Origin of the sequence: Flavobacterium sp. MDT1-60, from assembly GCF_014844035.1 — a bacterium.
In the GTDB taxonomy this organism is placed as follows: Bacteria; Bacteroidota; Bacteroidia; order Flavobacteriales; family Flavobacteriaceae; genus Flavobacterium.
Genome location: NZ_CP062159.1, coordinates 1876104 through 1895801, shown reverse-complemented (window position 1 = coordinate 1895801; position 19698 = coordinate 1876104). Strand labels below are relative to the sequence as shown.

Annotated in this window: 15 protein-coding genes; 9 read left to right on the top strand and 6 right to left on the bottom strand. The window is 34.5% G+C overall.

What is annotated here, in order from left to right; translation table 11 throughout:
• The first annotated feature begins 3 nt into the window (after positions 1 to 3).
• The 5 genes from IHE43_RS08190 (at position 4) to IHE43_RS08170 (ending at position 7171) form a co-directional block, all read left to right on the top strand.
• Positions 4 to 1191 carry an AGE family epimerase/isomerase gene (locus tag IHE43_RS08190; RefSeq protein ID WP_225585443.1) on the top strand — a complete coding sequence of 396 codons (1188 nt, stop codon included), beginning with the start codon at positions 4 to 6 and terminating at the stop codon, positions 1189 to 1191.
• 45 nt (positions 1192 to 1236) lie between these two features.
• Positions 1237 to 1794, top strand: a complete 558-nt coding sequence (locus IHE43_RS08185; RefSeq protein ID WP_192187468.1) for a carbohydrate binding domain-containing protein — start codon at positions 1237 to 1239, stop codon at positions 1792 to 1794.
• Positions 1795 to 2055: 261 nt separating this feature from the next.
• Positions 2056 to 3798: an alpha-L-arabinofuranosidase gene (locus IHE43_RS08180; protein WP_192187467.1), complete on the top strand. Its 1743-nt coding sequence runs from the start codon at positions 2056 to 2058 to the stop codon at positions 3796 to 3798.
• A gap of 5 nt (positions 3799 to 3803) precedes the next feature.
• The gene (locus IHE43_RS08175; protein WP_192187466.1) at positions 3804 to 5099 is read left to right on the top strand and encodes a cellulase family glycosylhydrolase; all 1296 of its coding nucleotides are present in this window, start codon (positions 3804 to 3806) and stop codon (positions 5097 to 5099) included.
• A 101-nt stretch (positions 5100 to 5200) separates the two neighbouring features.
• On the top strand, positions 5201 to 7171 hold the full coding sequence (locus IHE43_RS08170) for a glycoside hydrolase family 97 protein (protein WP_192188184.1): 1971 nt from the start codon (positions 5201 to 5203) through the stop codon (positions 7169 to 7171).
• Between the two features lie 55 nt (positions 7172 to 7226).
• Here the strand turns inward: IHE43_RS08170 and IHE43_RS08165 are convergent, their stop codons facing one another.
• The 4 genes from IHE43_RS08165 to IHE43_RS08150 form a co-directional block, all read right to left on the bottom strand.
• Positions 7227 to 8183, bottom strand: a complete 957-nt coding sequence (locus IHE43_RS08165; RefSeq protein ID WP_192187465.1) for an aldo/keto reductase — start codon at positions 8181 to 8183, stop codon at positions 7227 to 7229.
• 358 nt (positions 8184 to 8541) lie between these two features.
• Positions 8542 to 10836, bottom strand: coding sequence for a beta-glucosidase BglX (bglX, locus tag IHE43_RS08160; protein ID WP_192187464.1), 2295 nt, complete (start codon positions 10834 to 10836; stop codon positions 8542 to 8544).
• Between the two features lie 228 nt (positions 10837 to 11064).
• On the bottom strand, positions 11065 to 12456 hold the full coding sequence (locus IHE43_RS08155; protein ID WP_192187463.1) for a sialate O-acetylesterase: 1392 nt from the start codon (positions 12454 to 12456) through the stop codon (positions 11065 to 11067).
• Positions 12453 to 13532: an SGNH/GDSL hydrolase family protein gene (locus IHE43_RS08150; RefSeq protein WP_192187462.1), complete on the bottom strand. Its 1080-nt coding sequence runs from the start codon at positions 13530 to 13532 to the stop codon at positions 12453 to 12455. Before IHE43_RS08150 ends, IHE43_RS08155 begins: the two co-directional genes overlap by 4 nt.
• A 207-nt stretch (positions 13533 to 13739) precedes the next feature.
• On the opposite strand from IHE43_RS08150, the gene IHE43_RS08145 reads away from it, so the two are divergent.
• On the top strand, positions 13740 to 14252 hold the full coding sequence (locus tag IHE43_RS08145; protein ID WP_192187461.1) for a C40 family peptidase: 513 nt from the start codon (positions 13740 to 13742) through the stop codon (positions 14250 to 14252).
• A 261-nt stretch (positions 14253 to 14513) separates the two neighbouring features.
• Here the strand turns inward: IHE43_RS08145 and IHE43_RS08140 are convergent, their stop codons facing one another.
• Positions 14514 to 16094 (bottom strand): murein L,D-transpeptidase, encoded by a 1581-nt coding sequence (locus IHE43_RS08140; RefSeq protein WP_192187460.1) that lies wholly within the window; start codon positions 16092 to 16094, stop codon positions 14514 to 14516.
• A gap of 171 nt (positions 16095 to 16265) precedes the next feature.
• Complete coding sequence (locus IHE43_RS08135; RefSeq protein WP_192187459.1) at positions 16266 to 16673, bottom strand: DUF1573 domain-containing protein; 408 nt, start codon at positions 16671 to 16673, stop codon at positions 16266 to 16268.
• Positions 16674 to 16836: 163 nt separating this feature from the next.
• Between IHE43_RS08135 and IHE43_RS08130 the strand changes: the two genes are divergently transcribed.
• The 3 genes from IHE43_RS08130 (at position 16837) to IHE43_RS08120 (ending at position 19667) form a co-directional block, all read left to right on the top strand.
• Positions 16837 to 18099 (top strand): sensor histidine kinase KdpD, encoded by a 1263-nt coding sequence (locus IHE43_RS08130; protein WP_192187458.1) that lies wholly within the window; start codon positions 16837 to 16839, stop codon positions 18097 to 18099.
• Positions 18096 to 18782: a response regulator transcription factor gene (locus IHE43_RS08125; protein ID WP_192187457.1), complete on the top strand. Its 687-nt coding sequence runs from the start codon at positions 18096 to 18098 to the stop codon at positions 18780 to 18782. Before IHE43_RS08130 ends, IHE43_RS08125 begins: the two co-directional genes overlap by 4 nt.
• Positions 18783 to 18902: 120 nt before the next feature.
• Positions 18903 to 19667, top strand: a complete 765-nt coding sequence (locus IHE43_RS08120; RefSeq protein ID WP_192187456.1) for an MBL fold metallo-hydrolase — start codon at positions 18903 to 18905, stop codon at positions 19665 to 19667.
• The last annotated feature ends 31 nt before the right edge of the window (positions 19668 to 19698 follow it).

The window sequence follows — 19698 nt, the reverse complement described above, 5'->3', positions numbered from 1 at the left end:
ATCGTGTCAAAACTAAAGCAACTTAAATCTGAAGTAACTGCCGAACTTGATGCTATCCTGAAGTATTGGTCAAAAAATACGATCGACAATCAAAATGGGGGTTTTATTGGTCAGATTGATTTTAACGATCATCTGATTGCTACTGCCGAAAAGGGTTCTGTTTTGAATGCCCGAATTTTATGGTCGTTTTCTGCCAGTTATCAGGTTACTAAAAATGAGGAACATAAAAAAGTAGCAACGAGAGCTTTTGACTTTCTTTCAAAATATTTTTATGATGCAGAATTTGGAGGTTTATTTTGGAGTGTAAATCCTGATAAAACTCCAAAAGACACTAAAAATCAGGTTTATGCCTTAGCTTTTGCGATTTATGGATTATCAGAATATTATGCTATTTCTAAAGATGACAATGCTTTGGCAATAGCCATCAATTTATATTTAAGAATTCAGAAACACAGTTATGACCATGAAAACAAAGGTTATTTAGAAGCTTTTACCCGCGATTGGCAGCCTATCGAAGATTTACGTTTAAGCGATAAAGATGCCAACGAAAAAAAAACAATGAACACGCATTTGCATATTGTTGAAGCTTATGCAAATTTGTTTAAAGTTTGGAAGGACAAAAATCTTCAAAATGATATTATCGAGTTATTAGAAACAATCGACAATCATTTCATTAATACTGAAACGGGACATTTACATTTGTTTTTTGATGAAAACTGGATCGAAAAACCAGATGTTATCTCTTACGGGCATGACATTGAAGCGGCTTGGCTTTTATTACAGTGTGCCGAAATTTCAGAAGATGAAAATTTGATTGCTACTTATAAAAAACATGCTATTCAGATGGCTGAAGTTACTCAGGAAGGTTTAGATATCGACGGTGGCTTATGGTATGAATTGGATTCTAAAAACAACGGATTAATTGCCGAAAAACATTGGTGGGTTCAGGCTGAAGCTTTAATTGGCTTTTATAACGCTTATCAATTAACCGGTGACGAAAAATATTTAGACCTGGTTTTGAAAAACTGGAATTTTATTAAAAAATATATAGTTGACAAACAAAACGGAGAATGGTTCTGGGGAGTTTACCGCGATTATTCTTTAATTGAAAAAGACAAAGCCGGATTTTGGAAATGCCCATACCACAATAGCCGGGCTTCTTTAGAGCTTATTCAGAGAATAAAAGGATAAAATTCTCTAAAACAAAAACCATTATTGCATTTAAAAATATTGATTATGAAACCACTTTTTCTTTTTAGTTTACTATTTCTAAGTACAATGACAAATGCTCAAACCAATTTGGTGAAAAACGGTGGCTTTGAAAGGGATATTGTCAATTGGCAGGGTGACGTTGCAACAATTTCGCCTTATGATAAAAAGTCAGGGAAAAATGGCGCATTAATCAATCAGTTTGTGGGAACCGAATGGAAAGGAATTGATCAGATTATATTGATTCCAAGAAATACTTATGCCGTAGAGTTTAGTATCTGGATAAAAACAGAAAGCATTGAAGGAGGTAAAGAAGCTTATAATGCTGGCGTTATGATCGCTGAATTCACCAACAATGCCGAAAAACAAATTAATTCTGAAACGGTCGCACAAATAAGAGGAACAACGGATTGGACAATCTACAAAAAAGCAGTAAAAATACCTGCTGATGCACAAAAAATCAGGATTATGCTGGCTTTGGCACAAACAAGCGGCTCTATTTATTTTGATGATGTAAAAGCTATTCCTTTATCTGAAGAAGAATATTTGAAATTAAATACTGTTAGTACAACGTCACAAAACTAAAAAGGAATAATCCATTTCTGGAAATATTTTATAGGCTAATCCTTTTAACCATACCAAACTATTCTCCTGCTAAAGATTAGTTTTTGAACTTTTTATTTACTGTTTTAAAGACAAATAACCATCTTATGAAACAGCAAAAAAGAATACTATTATAAATATATCTATTTCAACTAGGCTGTTTTAGACACATTTACAACAAAAAATAAAATCAGCATTAGTAAATTCTTTGCATAAAATGCATAAACTATCAAAATAGTCAAGATGAAAAAATTAACTCTTATAGCATTTACAATTATTTTGTTACAATGCTCCTGCTCAAAATCAGATGAAAACTCTTCTGATCCAGCTCCAACCCCCGAAGATCCTGTAATAGAAGAACAAATAGATCCTGCTACAGCAAATACTATTGGTTTTTTTCTGGACAATTGGGCAGCTAAAAACTTTACTTCTCCAGCAAGCTTTACAGATGCAACTATTCCTGAAGCAACAAATTCAACTGTAACTGTTGATTATGCTAACGTAATAACAAAAATTCCCTCTTCAATTTACGGAAATAACGCCAATTTATGGTCAGGTAAATTAATTACAAATACGCCTTTAGTAACTGACATCTCAAATCTAAAACCAAATATTATTAGATTTCCCGGCGGAAGCATTAGTGATATCTATTTTTGGAATGCAAGCAGCAATCCGCCAACAGCACCTTCAAAATTAATGAAGGCTGATGGAACGGAAGAAAATTCTGGTTTCTGGTTCGGAAAAAATGATGAAGACTGGACCATTTCACTAGATAATTATTACCAGCTTTTACAATCCACGAGCAGTAAAGGAATTATTACCATTAACTACGGTTATGCCAGATACGGAATAGGCTCAAATCCGGTTGCGGATGCAGCAAAATTAGCCGCTGACTGGGTAACTTACGACAATGGAAGAACACAATATTGGGAAATTGGAAATGAAGTTTATGCCGATTGGGAAGCAAGTTACAGAATCAATACAGCCAACAATAAAGATGGACAACCTGAATTATTAAACGGACAGTTATATGCACAACACTTTAAAATAATTGCAGAGGCAATGCGTAAAGCTGCAGCTGCTGTTGGAAATTCAAATATTAAAATTGGTGCCATAATGGTCGAAAGCTCCCCTGCAAGTTATCTACCGGATTGTTATAAAACATGGAATGACAAACTGCTTAAAAACATTGAAAACAAAGCTGATTATTATGTGATTCATAATTACTATACGAACTACAATACAAACGCCGCAGCATCTGAAATTTTAGAAACTCCTAAAAAAGTAACGGCTGACATGATGACTTTTTGCAAAAATGCATTGACATCTACTGGTAATGAAATTAAACCTTTTGCTTTAGATGAATGGAATATTTTTTCAACCGGAAGCAAACAGCAAGTATCACACATCAACGGAATGCACGCCGTCTTGATTTTAGGAGAAGTTTTAAAAAACAAAATTGGCCTTGCAGCACGTTGGGATTTAGCAAACGCCTGGGCAAATGGAGATGATCACGGAATGTTTAGCAACGGAGATGAACCTAATATTCCGAAAGGAAATCCTCGCCCGGCATTTTATCACATGTATTATTTTCAAAAATACATGGGAGATCGTTTAATCGAAGCCAATAAAGATACCAATGGAAATTACGAAGTATATGCTTCCTCATTTTCTGATGGGAAAATAGGTTTGGCCTTTGTAAATAAAGCAACAACTTCCATAAATATAAAGTTAAAATTGAATAACTTCCTGACAGGCAAAAGAATGTTTTGGTATACTTTAATTGGAGATACGGATAATGGAGAATTCTCAAGAAAAGTGATCATTAACGGAAACGGACCAACTTTGACAGCAGGCGGACCAGCAAATTATACCACTATTAAGCCTTTTTCATCCTTGATAACAAATAACACAAGTGTAACTTTACCTGCACGATCTTCGGTTTTTGTGGTTATTGAAAAAAATAAATTAAAATTATCAATTTAATAAGAATGAAAAATTCAATCTCAAAATTAGTACTTCTTGCCTTATGCATGGTCAACTTTAGTTGTCAGGCTCAGCAACTACCAAGAATTACGGTAAAAGGAACGCAATTTTACAAAGGCGATAAACCGTACGCGTACATTGGAACGAATTATTGGTACGGAAGTTTATTGGCTTCGAAAAAAATCGGTGACCGAAAAAGACTTTTACGAGAACTCGATTTAATGCAGAAAAACGGCATTGACAACTTAAGAATTTTAGTAGGAGGCGACGGTGGAAAATACGATTTTACAGTTCGTCCGGCTTTGCAATATGAACAGGGAAAATACGATGAAGATTTGCTTGATGGATTGGATTTCCTTATGAACGAAATGCGTAAACGTAAAATGTATGCGGTTTTGTACCTGACAAACAACTGGGAATGGTCTGGTGGAATGTCACAATATTTAGAATGGAATGGCAAAGGCCCGGTTCCGATTCCTGGAATTGCACCGAATACCTGGCCTCAGTTTATGTCGTATACGCAGCAATTTCATAGTTGTGAACCTTGTATGCAGGCGTTAGAAAATCACGTGAAATTTATTATGGGAAGAACAAATGCGTATTCTCATAAAAAATATACTGACGATAATACGATTATGGCGTGGCAGGTTGGAAATGAACCGAGGCTTTTTACAGTTGAAAATGAAGCAAAATTCACCGTTTGGCTGAATAACATTGTGAATTTAATGGACAGTTTAGATAAAAACCATCTGATTTCGACTGGTTCAGAAGGATTGAATAGCTCGAATGATGATATTGGAATTTTTGAGAGAACGCATCAAAATCCGAATATTGATTATTTGACCATGCACATCTGGCCGAAAAACTGGGGCTGGTTTAAAGCTGAGAATGCTGAAAAAACGTTGCCAACAACTTTAGAAAATGCCGGAAAATATATTGACAAACACGTGGCCGTAGCCAATCATTTAAAACGCCCCATAATTATTGAAGAATTTGGTTTGGGAAGAGAAAACGAAAGTTTATTGCCAACGGCATCAGTTGCAAACAGAGATGTTTTTTACAATTATATTTTTGGAAGAGTTGCTGAAAGTGTCAAAAATAATGGTCCGTTGCAAGGAGCGAATTTCTGGGGATTTGGAGGTGAAGGAAAAGCCATAAACGAAAGCGGAAAATGGAGTCCGGGCGATCCTTTAACGACTGATCCTCCGCAGGAACCACAAGGCTTGAATTCGGTTTTTTCTTCGGATAAATCGACTTTAAATATTGTAAAAAAATATAACAACCAACTGAAAAAAAATTAAACCATATAAGTTCATCTAAGAGATTATAAGCTAAACTTTGAGCTATATTTAAATGAACTTGTATTATTTATATGGTTAAAAACATTCCAGTATGAAAAAAAATCTTTATTCTTTTTTGTTTCGTTTTTGTAAATCTTTCTTTTTCACAGAAGAAACAAGATTTTGTTTTGACTTCTCCTGATGGAAAAATTGAAATTAAAATTTTAGTGAATGATAAAATTTCGTGGAGTATTTCGCATGAAAAAGATTTGATTTTGGCTCCTTCTGAAATGTCTGTGACTTTGAATGAAAATGTTGTTTTAGGAAAAGATCCAGTCGTTTTAAATTCGAAAAAAGAAAGTGTTGATACTTCATTTGAATCTCCATTTTATAAAAAGAAATCGGTTCAAAATAAATACAATCAGTTGACTTTAAATTTTAAAAATGATTTCAGTATTGAATATCGTGCTTTTGATGATGGAGTTGCGTATCGATTTATCACTAAAAAGAAAAAAGACATTACTATAAAAAATGAAAAAGTTGTTTTGAATTTCGATCAGGATTACAACACTTTGATGCCCTATGTTCGTGATTTACGAAATCCAAAAGATCCTTATATTTCTTCTTTTGAATCGCATTATGAAAACAAGAAAGTAAGCGAATTTGCGAAAGATACTTTGGCTTTTTTGCCGTTTTTAATTGATTATAAAAACCATAAAAAAGCAGTTTTCCTAGAAGCAAATATGGAAGATTATCCGGGATTGTTTATGACAAATAACACGACAAAATCTGGTTTTGAATCTCGTTTTCCGAAATATCCATTAAAAGAAACAAACGGTGGATTTAATTACCTCAACAAATTAATTACCGAAAGAGCTGATTATTTGGTTAAAACCAAAGGAAGCCGCAATTTTCCGTGGAGAATTATCGTGATCTCTGAAAATGATGCCGAATTAGCGAATAATGATATAGTTCAGAAATTATCAGAGCCTTCGAAAATAAAATACATTTCGTGGATCAAACCCGGCAAAGTAGCCTGGGATTGGTGGAATGACTGGAATATTTACAATGTCGATTTCAAAGCCGGAATTAATACGCAGACTTATAAATATTACATTGATTTTGCATCAAAAAACAATGTAGAATATGTTGTTTTGGATGAAGGCTGGAGCGTTGAAACCGATATCATGAAACACAATCCGAATGTGGATCTGGAAGCTTTAATCGCCTACGCGAAAGAAAGAAACGTTGGCGTTATTTTATGGTGTTCGTGGATGGCTTTGAATAACAATATAGAAGGCGTTTTTGAGAATTATTCGAAACTCGGAATCAAAGGATTTAAAGTTGATTTTATTGATCGTGATGACGCTAAAATGGTGAATTCTGTTTATGATATCGCTGAGAAAGCGGCTAAATATAAATTACTTTTAGATTTTCACGGCATGTACAAACCAACCGGAATTCAGAGAACCTATCCAAACATTCTAAATTTTGAAGGCGTAAAAGGGTTGGAAAACAATAAATGGACGCCAAATGACGATGTTCCGTTATACGACTGCACCATTTCCTTTATCAGAATGATGGCTGGTCCCATGGATTATACGCCAGGTGCGATGCGAAATGCTACAAAAAGCGAATTCAAACCAAGCCATTCGAATCCGGTAAGTCAGGGAACAAGATCGCATCAATTAGCGCTCTACACTATTTTTGAAGCGCCTTTGCAAATGATGGCCGATAGCCCAACCTCTTATATGAAGGAACAGGAAAGCACTGATTTTATTGCTAGAATTCCAACCACTTTTGATGAAACGGTTGCGTTGGATGGTGAAGTTGGAAAACATGTTGCAATCGCCCGCAGAAAGGCAAATACCTGGTATTTAGGCGCCATAACAAATTGGGATTCCAGAGAAATAACAATTGATTTTTCTTTCCTTGAAAAAGGCAAAAAATTTGAAGCTGAAATTTTCTCAGATGGAATAAACGCTGATAAATCGGCTGTAGATTATAAAAGAGAAATTATTACCGTTGATTCGACAACGAAATTAAAATATCAATTGGCCAGCGGTGGCGGATTGGCGATGATTATAAAATAAAAAATGGGACAAATTGTCCCATTTTTTTATCATTTCACATTTCACAAAATACATTTTACGCTAATATCTTTTCAATCGCATTCAATTCATCTGTTCCGAACTCAGTATTTTGCAAACAATCAATATTATTACACAATTGTTTTACAGAACTCGCTCCAATTAAAACCGAAGTAATTCGTTTGTCTTTTTGCAACCACGCCAAAGCCATTTGTGCCAAAGATTGGTTTCTATTCTGAGCAATTTCATTCAGCTGAACCAGCTTCTGAATTCTTTCTGTGGTAACTTCATTTTCTTTCAAGTGCCCGTTCGGATTATGTGCTCTTGAGTTTTCTGGAATTCCATTTAGATATTTATCCGTTAATAGTCCTTGTGCTAAAGGCGAAAACGCAATACAACCTACTCCTTTTTCTTCCAAAACATCTAATAAACCATTTTCAACCCAGCGTTCTAACATTGAATATTTCGCTTGGTGAATCAAACAAGGCGTTCCTAATTGTTTCAAAACATCCACAGCAACTCGGGTTTGTTCCGCCGAATAATTACTGATTCCGACATACAATGCTTTTCCGCTTCTTACCGCGTAATCTAAAGCCATCATGGTTTCTTCAATTGGTGTTTCCGGATCTGGGCGGTGCGAATAGAAAATATCGACATAATCGACTTTCATTCTTTTTAAACTCTGATCTAAGCTTGATAACACATACTTTCTTGAACCCCAGTCTCCATAAGGCCCATCCCACATTGTGTAGCCGGCTTTGGTCGAAATAATGATTTCGTCACGTAAATTTCCCTGAAAATTATGCCAAAGAATTTTACCAAAATTAGTTTCTGCAGAACCTGGAACCGGTCCGTAATTATTAGCTAAATCAAAATGGGTGATTCCTTTATCAAAAGCTTCCACAGCGATACTTTCAGCATTGTCAAAATTATCTACCGATCCGAAGTTATGCCATAATCCTAAAGAAATTTCAGGTAACAATAACCCGCTTTTTCCACATCTGTTATATTTCATTATTGCAATTTAAGGTTGTAAGTTTAATAGGTTTTAAAGGTAAAAAAAACTCTCGCAGATTTTGCAGATTTAGGAGATAAAAAAATCTGCCGAATCTGCAAAATCTGCGAGAGAAAATTTTTATATGATTAATTAATCTCGCAAATACGCAGAGTCGCAAAGCTCATCTTTTAAAATGAGTTTCAATAGCGTCCAGCTTTAGCTGGATGAAAATATAAAAACAATCAAAAGGGCTTTAGCCAAACCTACAAAGTTTGGCTAAAGCCCTTTCTTTTTAAATCTTATTCCCCTAGCTGAAGCTAGGGGTTATGCAAAAAAACTTTGCGACTTGGCGACTTTGCCGAGATTATTTTCTTCGCTACTTCATTTCAAAACCACTTTCTAAACCTTTGTCAGAACTTCCTCCAACCATAATTTTAAAAGTTCCTTCTTCAACTAAATAATTTCCTTCGTTATCGTAAAAACCAAGTTCCTTATCCGTTAAAGTAAAAGTCACGGTTTTGGTTTCACCTTTTTTCAGGCTTACTAATTCGAAACCTTTTAATTCTTTAATTGGGCGAACAATACTGGCGAACTCATCATGAATATACAATTGTACCACTTCTTTTCCGTCATAATTTCCTGAGTTTGTTATCTCAACACTTACTTGTACATTTTCTCCTTTTGCAAAAGCAGTTTTATTCACTTTCAGATTTTTATAATCAAATTTTGTGTAACTCAAACCAAAACCAAACGGATACTGAGGTGTTTTTTCCACATCCATATAATGCGACCAGAACACATTTTTATCGCTGTCAATTGGTCTGCCTGTACTGTATTTGTTGTAATAAATTGGAACCTGACCTACATTTCTGGGAAACGACATTGGTAGTTTTCCGCTCGGGTTATAATCTCCGTATAAAACCTGCGCCACAGCATTTCCGGTTTGCGTTCCCAACTGCCAGGCTTCTACAATCGCAGGCACATGTTCTGCCGCCCACGGAATAGAAAGTGGACGTCCATTATTTAAAACTAAAACTACATTCGGATTCACTTTATAAATCTCCTCTAACAACTCTTGCTGTAATCCAGGTAAATTAAGATCAGTCCTGCTGCGTCCTTCCCCACTCTGAAAACCATATTCCCCTAAAACCATTACTACAACATCGGCATTTTTTGCTGCTGTTTTCGCTGCTTCAAAACTGCTTTTGTCTGTTGTATTGAAAACAGTCTCTGTTAAAAAAGTAGCTTTTTGTGACAACAAATCAACTCCTTTTTCAAAAGTTAATTGATTGTCTTTATAGTGTTGCATTCCTTCTAAAACCGAAACCGCCGAATTATCATCTGCGGCAATTCTCCAGCTTCCTAACGGACTGTTTTTATCATTTGCCAAAGCACCGATCAAAGCAATTTTTTGTCCGGTTTTTTTTAGCGGCAATAAATTCTTATCATTTTTCAGCAAAACGATTGACTTCTTTGCCATATCTAAAACACCGTCATTATTGGCTTTATTTCCAATAGTAGCTTTTTCACGTTTTTCGTCGCAATATCTATACGGATCATCAAACAAACCTAATTCAAATTTTACTCTTAAAATTCGGCGAACAGCATCATCAACCAAAGCTTCTTTTACTTTGCCTTCTTTCACCAAATCAGTCAATTTTGCGACGTATAAATACGATTCCATGTCCATATCTGATCCCGCATTTACGCCTTTTGCAGTTGCATCGGCTTCGTCTTTTGCATAACCGTGCGCGATCATTTCACGAATCGAAGCATAATCCGAAATTACGAAACCATCGAATTTCCATTTTCCTTTTAAAATATCTCGTTGCAGGAAAGTATTTCCAGTCGCCGGAACCCCATTCAATGTATTAAATGAATTCATAAACGTTCGAACTCCGGCTTGTACCGTCGCTTCAAAAGGAGGTAAAACCGAATTATACAATTTAGAATTGCTAATGTCTACAATATTATATTCTAAACCCGCTTCAACATAACCATATGCTGCAAAGTGTTTTGCACAGGCTGCAATGGTATTTACTTTTGCTAAATCAGCAATAGTTTCTCCCTGAAAACCTTTAACTCTCGCAATAGCAATTTTGCTTCCTAAATAAGGGTCTTCTCCCGCACCTTCCATCACACGTCCCCAGCGCGCATCATTGGCAACATCGACATTTGGTCCAAAAGTCCAGTTAATTCCAGATGCAGAAGCCTCATCCGCCGCAATCGACGCCGACTTTTTAATTGCTTCTAAATCCCAACTCGCAGCTTCTGCCAGCGGAATCGGACTTAACGTTTTATAGCCATGTATTACATCAAAACCAATGATTAGCGGAATTCCTAAACGGGTTTCTTCTACTGCAATTTTCTGCACGGCACGAACTTCTTTAACACCACGAACGGTTAGCATTGATCCAACCCATCCTTTTCGTAAATGTTCGTATTTTAATTCCGCTGTACCGCCTTTTGGAGCCGGCCCGGTAACATCCCAAAAACCGTTGTATTGGTTCATTTGCCCCACTTTTTCCTCTAAAGTCATCAGCGGCAAAAGCAAATCAATACGTTCTTCAATGGTTTTGGTTTTATCGAGATAGGGCTTTTTTTGTGCATTCATATTTCCAACAGTAAACAGGGCAAAAACCCCAATAGTTATTATTTTTTTATTTTTCATAGTGTTTTTTTTAAAGGTGCTAAGGTTCTAAGGAACTAAGATGCTAAGTTTTTAAACTTTGCTAGATTATCACAATCTTGTTATTCCGAGCAACGAAATACTTTGTGTCTCATTTCGAGGGACTTCGACTTCGCTCAATCTGACAAAAAAGGCGCAAAAAATCTAAAGTCTAAATCTTTCCTCTTGACTCTTTCCTCTATATTCTATGTTCTATTCTCTAAAATCCTCTCAGTCCGTAATAAAACAAGAAGCCGGCAAATTAGCCTTATTAAACAAATCAGGCTGTATTGTATTTCCCCAGGCGAATCTCACTTTCGTTGGATTTGGAACTTTCTTGCTTGTCAACATCACTTCGCTATTTTTTATGGAAGCTTCCGCAGGATAAAAATTCCCATCGGCTCCAGCCAACTCAAATTGATTTGAAGTTTTATTTTTAAAATACAATCCGTCAGCATAATTAAATGAAACTGCTACTTTGTTTTTTTCAATTTTAATGTCTTTAAAAAGCGGTCCGTTTACCAAATTAGAATTTAGTCCCGAGGCTTCGGGATACGTTTCTGCTAAAGCCAGATTTGCCAAACGAATTCCAACTGATTTTTTATTCTTTGGATGAATATCAATCGTATCTGAGATATCAGAAGTTAAGACCATTCCAGTTTTCGGGACTTCACTCAGAACTTTTCTTTGAGAGTTTCTAACCGTAACATTTGAGAAGTTGTTGCTACCGGTTTTATATGGCGCGATTTGGACGAAATAAAAAGGGAATTCGTCCTGCCAGGCTTTTCTCCAGGAAGAGATTAAAGCCGATAATGTTTTGTCGTAAACCAAAGAACCCACATTTGATTCGCCCTGATACCAAAGCGTTCCCGCAATTTTAAATCCAACAAAAGGATAAATCATAGCATTGTAAGCACGTCCGGGTTGTCTTGGCCCGTATTCTTGTTCGTTAAGTTTTTTGGCGTTTTCCAGTAAAAGAGGATCATTCTGAACCACTTCTTCAGGCATCCAGATTTCAGCCGGAGTTCCGCCCCAATTAGAAGAAATCAATCCGATTGGTACATTTTTTAAATCTTCGCGTAAGCGTTTGGCAAAGAAGTAGCCAATTGCACTGAAGTATTTCATGGTTTCCGGAGTTGATTCTGTCCAGTTTCCTAAAAGATTGTTTTGAGGTGTAGTGGCTGTTAATTTCGGAACAGTAAAGAAACGAATGTTAGGATTTGTGGCATTTTTCATTTCTTCTTCGCCGTTGTCAATTCCCCAACTGGCTGACATTTCCATATTAGATTGTCCGGCGCAAACCCAAACTTCTCCAATTAGAATGTTCTTCAGAATAACTTCATTGTAGCCTTTTATAGAAATAGTGTAAGGGCCACCCGCTTCTGGAGTTTTTATATGAAGTTCCCATTGCGCCTGATTGTTTGCAACTACTTTATATTCCTGATTATTCCAGCCTGAAACTAATTTGATTTCTTCCTTTGGATTTGCCCAACCCCAAATTTTCACTTCAGAATTACGCTGTAAAACCATATTGTCGCCAAAAATATTCGGAAGGGAAACGTTTGCCATCATAGTAGTGGAAATCATCAGAAAGAAAACAAACTTAAATATATTATTTTTCATTTAAACAGCTTTTTTAAAAACGGTGCATATTGATCAGCCATTACTTTTTGATCCGCAACATCCGGATGTCCCAAACATCCCTTTGGTGTCATTGGTTTGAATTTGAAAATCTGGATTTCTTTATGAGTTTTATCTGTTGCAAAAGCTTCTTTAACTTTGTTCAGACAATCTTCAAAAACAATTGCTCTTTCTCCATTAACCATTGGACTATTTGTGATTACAATTTGCGCTTTCGGATTATGAACATAAAGCATCTTTATAAAATTGATATAATTCGAAACGTACTTTTCGGCATTAAAAGGCAGACGTTCTTTTTTGCCGTCTCCACCTGAAAAATCATTAGTTCCTAAAGCAATACTGATGATATTCGGCTGAAAAGCAAAATCATATTTAGGTTTTGAATTGTCCTTAGTTAAATACAAATTTTGATAAACATCCGGCATAATTGCTTCGTCCTTATTCTCATCATTCCAATTGCGATACATTCCAATTCCGGAAACAGAACTCACCAAATAATCAACACCAATCTTTCTCGAAAGTACTGGTCCATACGCATAATAACCATTATGATGATCCATATATTCTCCTTTATCACAATCAACCGAATCGCTTGCTGCAGCACAGGTTATAGAATCTCCTATAAATTCGATTTTCTTTTTCTTTTTGGATGAAATTGAAGTCAGTTTTGCTGTGGTTCCGGCAAATAAAATTCCGCCAGAATGTGCTTCGGTATTTTTATAAATTTCGAGACGGTGCTCTTTTTTATTTGAAGTTATTTTTATTGGGAAAGATTGCATATTGCCTTTTTCTATTCTAATTTTTCCAATATATTTTCCATCTAAAACTAAAGAGACATAATTATGGTGTTCATAAGAATCGACACTTTGCAATTTAATTGAACACTCATTTCCTGTGAAATTAAACGATACAGACGACGCTGTTCCAACTAAAACAACAGCATCATTTTGAAGCTTCTCAATTCGGCCTGCATATAAAAAAGTGTTTGTGTTTTGTGAAATAGAAACAGTCGAAATCAGCAAAAACAAAATTAAAAACGGTAATTTTCTGATAAACATAATTTATTTGTTAAATAGAAATAGTATTCACAAATATATTTGAAATGAAGAAGACAGAAAGATACTAAAACGTCAAAATGCAATAAAAAAACACCACATAAATACATCAAAACCGTAAATTCTATTCTTTATTCTTACAAAGCCTTTTTAAAGCGTTTCTTTGCTATTTAAAAACAAGCTATCTTTATAAAAACAACATCTTAAAAAATGAAATCATTCTTTTATATCTCTATATTCTCAACTTTCATCGTATGTTCTTGCTTTACATCAAAAGAAGAACCTAAAACAGAAACAATTCAACTCCAAAAAAAGGAAACTGATATTGAGCGGGATTCAATTATTAGCTATGCTAAACAATATTTGGGAACACCGTATTTATATGCGGGAAATGATCCTAAAACAGGATTTGACTGTTCTGGATTTATCAGTTATATCTTCCACCATTTTGATGTTGACTTACCAAGAAGTTCCGGCAGTTACAAAAATTTAGGTACGGCGTTAAAACCTGAAGATTTTAAAGTGGGTGATATTTTAGTTTTTTACGGATACAAAGACAAAACAATGATTGGCCATCTCGGAATTATCTGCGAAGCCAACGGAATGCAATCTAAATTTATTCATGCTTCATCCGGAAAAGTAAACAGCGTAACGATTACTTCTCTTGATACAGAACATTATACGAATCGTTTTTATAAGTGTATTAATGTATTGTCGAAATAAGTATTTAAACACAAATTTTCACTAATTATTTTTTACGCAGATTTAAAAAGATTTAGGCAGATATGCGCAGATTATTTATTGCGGTGAGCTTAAAAAAATCTAATTAAATCTGCTCTAATCTGCCAAATCTGCGTGAAAATTACTGTATTATCAATTAATTTTTAGTCGTTTATTATCAGAGTTTTAGCAATCCTTTATGTTTAAAGATTGAAAAAATAATTAGTGGAAATTTGTGAAATTTGTGGCAAACCTTTTTAACATTTATTCCTCTGTCAATAATTTGATCAGACTTTCATCTCTTTGATAAACGTCTTTATAGAAATTCAATTCACCTTTACGATCTACCCAAGCGGTAAAGTAGCCGATATACACAGGAATTTTCTTTTTTAAACTGACCCAGTTTTCTTTGCCCGCGTGCATGGCTTTATCGATTCGTTCCGGTGTCCATCTAGGATCTTGTTTTAAGAGTTCAATGGCTAATTCTCTAGGTTTTCCAACACGTACGCATCCGTGACTAAAAGCTCTGTTTTCTCTTTCGAACAAACTTTTTGCTGGTGTATCGTGTAAATAGATGTTATTTGAATTCGGAAATAAAAACTTCACCAAACCAAGAGAATTGTTTTTTCCCGGCAACTGACGCACTGCGCCATTATTCCATTCCAGATTTTTCTGTGCCAAATAATTCTTGTTTTTGGCCATTCCGGGTTTGATCTCTTTATTGATAATACTTGTGGGAACATTCCAATACGGGCTAAAAACAATATTATTCATCATTCCGCTGAAAATAACGGTTTTTGTCATTGCTTTTCCAACTACAACCGGAGAAACAAAAGCAATTTCATGGTCGCGAATCAAATACAATCTAAACTCAGGAATATTTACTTCGATGTATTCTTTTCCTTTTTCCAGTTCAGGATCGATCCATCTGCAACGTTCCATATTGGCAATAATCGTTTTTATTCGGTCTGAAACTGGAATATTTAGCTCGTCAATATGTTCTTTTAATATTATATTTTTTGGTGTTAATCCGTGATGTATTTCGTAGTTTTTAATGGCTTTAATCAAGGTCGTATCACATACATTACTTTTGCTGTTCTCTTTAAGATCACCGGTAATATAAAGTCTTTCTCTAATTTTACCAATTGCGTCAACTGAATCTCCAATTTTAAAATTCTTAAAATCATCGCCAACCTCAACTGTTTTCCAACCTCCTTTTTTTTCTATTTCTCTATATTGATGAAGTGCATCACGAAGCTTATAATATTGACTGAACATTTTGCTCTTCTTGTCATCGCTGATTGTCGCCTTCTCATAAATGGAATCTGAAAAGACTTTATAATCGAGTTTTTTTCTCGGCAAAAGCCATTCTAATTTTGTTATTGTTTTTTCATCGGCACCAGAAATTTTTTGTACATAATAGAAATACAGGTTTGAAATCATCAAATCGGTATTAATCTTTGACAATTTGTTTTCGGCAATATTATCAAAAACAGCATTGATCTTATCGTTGTAAGGAAAATTGGCACTCAAACCTTCTGCTTCTAATCCTTTGTATTTATTGAATAAAGTATTTCCAAATTCAACAACTCCTTTATTATCCAGCCATAATTGAGTCGATTTTTTTTCCTTGTATAAAGCCAAAACCTCATCTTGGAATTTAATCAACTTTGGATAAGCTTCATAAAATTTAGAAACAGAAATGCTGTCAATATGAAGTTTTAATTCCGGCACCACTTTTTCTGAGTTTTTTTTCAAATCTTCCTCTTTTTTTTCTGATTTCGAATTACATGAAAAAACAAAAAATAGAATAACAACAACGACAGGCGAATAGAAAATTTTCATAATAATATTTTTAATAAAAATAGAAAAGATTTGATGAAAACAAACCCTTTCCGAGAAAAATAATATTCACTTTACATAGCAAAATTTCATTTCAATTTGACTTCAAAAAAGACAAAAAAAACTCCAAATACACTACATATTTGGAGTTTTCACTTTATAACCAACCTTTATTTAGATTACCGTTCCTTTGAGGGTAAGAATTTTTGGAGTCGTTTCGGCACTTGTTGTAACTGTTACCGTTTTTGTAAAAGCACCTTTGTTCGCCGCATTATATGTTGCAGTTACTTTAGCAGTTTTTCCCGGCAAAATTGGCTCTTTAGTATAATCTGTCGCTGTACAACCGCAAGATCCTTGCACATTTGTAATTACAACTGCTGTTTTTCCTGTGTTTTTAAATTCATATACAATTGCTTTTGGCGTTCCTTGTGGAATTTGTCCTACATCAATTGTTTCGGCTTTCCATGTTATTGTTGAAGCTGTTGTTTCAATTTTAGAAGCAATTACTTTTACCGGCACAATTGCTGAGAAAGACATTAGGCCCAAAGCCAAAGCTAACATAGAGATTTTGATAATTTTCATAGTTATTATATTTAATGGTTTATAGTTCGGAATTTCTATTTCAAAAGTACTTCAGACAAAATCAAATCGCTGTTAAGCGGTTTCAAATCTTTGTTAACGACTTGTTAATCGCTGTTTTTAACTATAATTTTCAGTAATATTACATTCTGAAAAATACTCTTTCTTGAAAATAAACAAACTCAATAGTATTATCCTTTTAGGATTGATCGCCATCATTAGCATACTGGTGGCACAATTGCTTTGGACCAAAGAGGCTTTTACTCTCGAACAAAAAAAATTGAGTCAAAAGGCCAATATTGCTTTGCTTGAAGTAGCCCGAAAATTATACGATGGAAAAGATCATGAGCCATCATGTCAAAATCCTGTTAGAAAAATTTCCAACGATTATTATATCGTAAACATCGAGAATGCTTTTGAACCTGATATTTTGGAATTTTATTTAAGGTCAGAATTCAAGAAAATGCATATTACAACCGATTTTGAATATGCGGTGTACAATTGCCAGAGTGACGAAATGGTGTATGGAAAGTACATTTCATCATCTGAAAAAGGAAAAGAAAAGAAAGCAGTTTCTTTCCCAAAACATAAAGATCTGGTTTATTATTTTGCAGTTCGTTTTCCTAATGAAACGACTTACTTATTTAGTTCTATGCGTTTTTGGTTTATCCTTTCGATTGCACTGATTCTGATTTTACTAATTTATGTCTATTCGATTTTTACGCTTTTACAGCAAAAAAAATATTCTGAGTTACAAAGGGATTTTATCAATAATATGACGCATGAATTCAAAACGCCTTTATCATCTATTTTAATTGCATCGAAATATTTGATTGAACAAAACCCAATTAAGGAAGATAAAAAACTGCATACTTATACAGATATTATCATCAATCAAAGCAATAAACTCAACAATCATATTGAACAGATTCTAAATATTTCGAAAGCAGATTATTCGCCTTTGGAACTAAAAAAAGAAACGCTGTTAATTGTTCCTATTATTGAGGAAACGATTGAAAATATTCAGATGAAATATCCTGAAGCTACAATTAAAATAGATAGTGCTTCAGAAGAATATTATATTCAAACAGATGTTTTTCACTTCAGTAATTTAGTTTATAATCTTCTTGACAATGCCGTAAAATATTGCACTGAAAAACCTGATATTACAATTCGAATTGCCTTAGAAAATCAAATTTTAAAACTCGATTTTATCGATAACGGAATTGGAATTTCTCCTAAAAACATTTCGCTTATCTTTGATAAGTTTTATCGCGCTCAAAACGAAAAAAGCAATGAAGTAAATGGTTTTGGACTTGGATTATATTACGTCAAAGAAATTTGCAATCTTCAGAGCTGGAAAATAAAAGCCGAGAACAACTCCGAAAAAGGCATCACTATAACTTTGTCAATTCCCTATAAAAAATGAAACAATTCAGAATACTTTATACCGAAGATGATGAAACCTTAGCGTTTTTAACCAAAGACAATTTGGAACAAAATAACTATGAAGTTATTCATTGCCCGGATGGAAAACTGGGTTTGGAAACCTTTAAAAAAGAAAAGTTTGACATTTGCATATTCGACATTATGATGCCTAAAATGGACGGTTTTGAATTGGCAACAGAAATCAGAAAAGCCAATACGGATATTCCGATTATTTTCCTTTCGGCCAAAACTTTAAAAGAAGACCGTATTAAAGGATTGCGTTTGGGAGCCGATGATTATCTGGTGAAACCTTTTAGTATTGAAGAATTACTTTTGAAAATTGAGATTTTTTTGAAGCGTTCACAGAAAAGTATTCCGACTGAAAAATCAGTTTATGAAATTGGAAAGTATCAGTTTGACACCAACAATTTTATCCTTTTTAATGAAAGCGAAAAAATCACGCTCACACAGCGCGAAGCGGAATTGCTTAGATTATTTTTGGATAATAAAAACTCGGTTTTAAAAAGAGAGCAAATTTTGACCTCCCTTTGGGGAACCGATGATTATTTTATGGGAAGAAGTCTGGACGTTTTTATTTCGCGTTTGCGTAAAATTTTAGCAAATGAGAGCGGAATTTCGATAGAAAATCTCCATGGAATTGGGTTTAGATTTTCAATTGTATAGCACCATTAAATGGTTAGAAAAATTGACTTTTAAATAATAACAATTCTGTTAAAAATAAAGAAAAATCTGTAAATTAAATTTGAAAAATCTTCGTATTTTTAAGTTCTAATTTTACATGATATGAAATTACATCATTTACGTAACGCTACTTTAGTTATTGAAACGGAGCAACATGTGATTTTAGTTGACCCGATGTTAGGAAAAAGAAAAACAATTCCACCCTTTACCATCTTTCGATATAATCCTCATAGAAATCCAATGGTTTCTTTGCCTAAAAACAGTCGGGAAATTTTAAGCAAAGTGACACATTGCCTCATTACACATTTACATCCGGACCATATCGACAAAGCTGGCGAAGTTTTTTTGAGACGCAAAAGCATTCCCGTAATCTGCAATGTCCAAATTGAAAAAGAATTAATCAAAAGAGGTTTAAATATCACTCAAACTTTAAATTATTGGAAACCTCAACCCTTTCTGGATGGGAAGATTACAGGAATTCCAGCCATTCACGGTTACGGATTTATCGCTAAATTGATGGGAAATGTAACGGGCTTTTTTATTGAATTAGCCAATGAAAAATCTATTTATGTAAGTTCAGATACCGTTTTCACAGAACACGTACAAAAAGTTTTGGTTGAATTTAAACCCGACATTGCAACTGTAGCTTGCGGAACTGCTAGATTAGATATTGGCCAACCCTTATTAATGCGAATGAATGATATTTTGAAGTTTACGGCACTGGCTCCGGGAAAAGTTTTCGCGAATCATTTAGAAGCTTTAAATCATTGCCCAACGACTAGAGAGCAATTGAAAAATGCTTTATCAGAAAATGGTCTTTTGTCTAAAACGGCTGTTCCTGCTGATGGGACTTTTGTGGAGTATTGATTTTTTTTTACACTTATAATTTTGAAAATCT

Bases quoted from the DNA above. Each gene is read 5' to 3' on its own strand.
- IHE43_RS08180 (WP_192187467.1), top strand. From the start codon at position 2,056: ATGAAAAAATTAACTCTTATAGCATTTACAATTATTTTGTTACAATGC.
- IHE43_RS08140 (WP_192187460.1), bottom strand. From the start codon at position 16,094: ATGAAAATTTTCTATTCGCCTGTCGTTGTTGTTATTCTATTTTTTGTT.
- IHE43_RS08120 (WP_192187456.1), top strand. From the start codon at position 18,903: ATGAAATTACATCATTTACGTAACGCTACTTTAGTTATTGAAACGGAG.
- IHE43_RS08165 (WP_192187465.1), bottom strand. From the start codon at position 8,183: ATGAAATATAACAGATGTGGAAAAAGCGGGTTATTGTTACCTGAAATT.
- IHE43_RS08175 (WP_192187466.1), top strand. From the start codon at position 3,804: ATGAAAAATTCAATCTCAAAATTAGTACTTCTTGCCTTATGCATGGTC.
- IHE43_RS08155 (WP_192187463.1), bottom strand. From the start codon at position 12,456: ATGAAAAATAATATATTTAAGTTTGTTTTCTTTCTGATGATTTCCACT.
- IHE43_RS08185 (WP_192187468.1), top strand. From the start codon at position 1,237: ATGAAACCACTTTTTCTTTTTAGTTTACTATTTCTAAGTACAATGACA.
- IHE43_RS08150 (WP_192187462.1), bottom strand. From the start codon at position 13,532: ATGTTTATCAGAAAATTACCGTTTTTAATTTTGTTTTTGCTGATTTCG.
- IHE43_RS08145 (WP_192187461.1), top strand. From the start codon at position 13,740: ATGAAATCATTCTTTTATATCTCTATATTCTCAACTTTCATCGTATGT.
- IHE43_RS08135 (WP_192187459.1), bottom strand. From the start codon at position 16,673: ATGAAAATTATCAAAATCTCTATGTTAGCTTTGGCTTTGGGCCTAATG.
- IHE43_RS08125 (WP_192187457.1), top strand. From the start codon at position 18,096: ATGAAACAATTCAGAATACTTTATACCGAAGATGATGAAACCTTAGCG.
- bglX (WP_192187464.1), bottom strand. From the start codon at position 10,836: ATGAAAAATAAAAAAATAATAACTATTGGGGTTTTTGCCCTGTTTACT.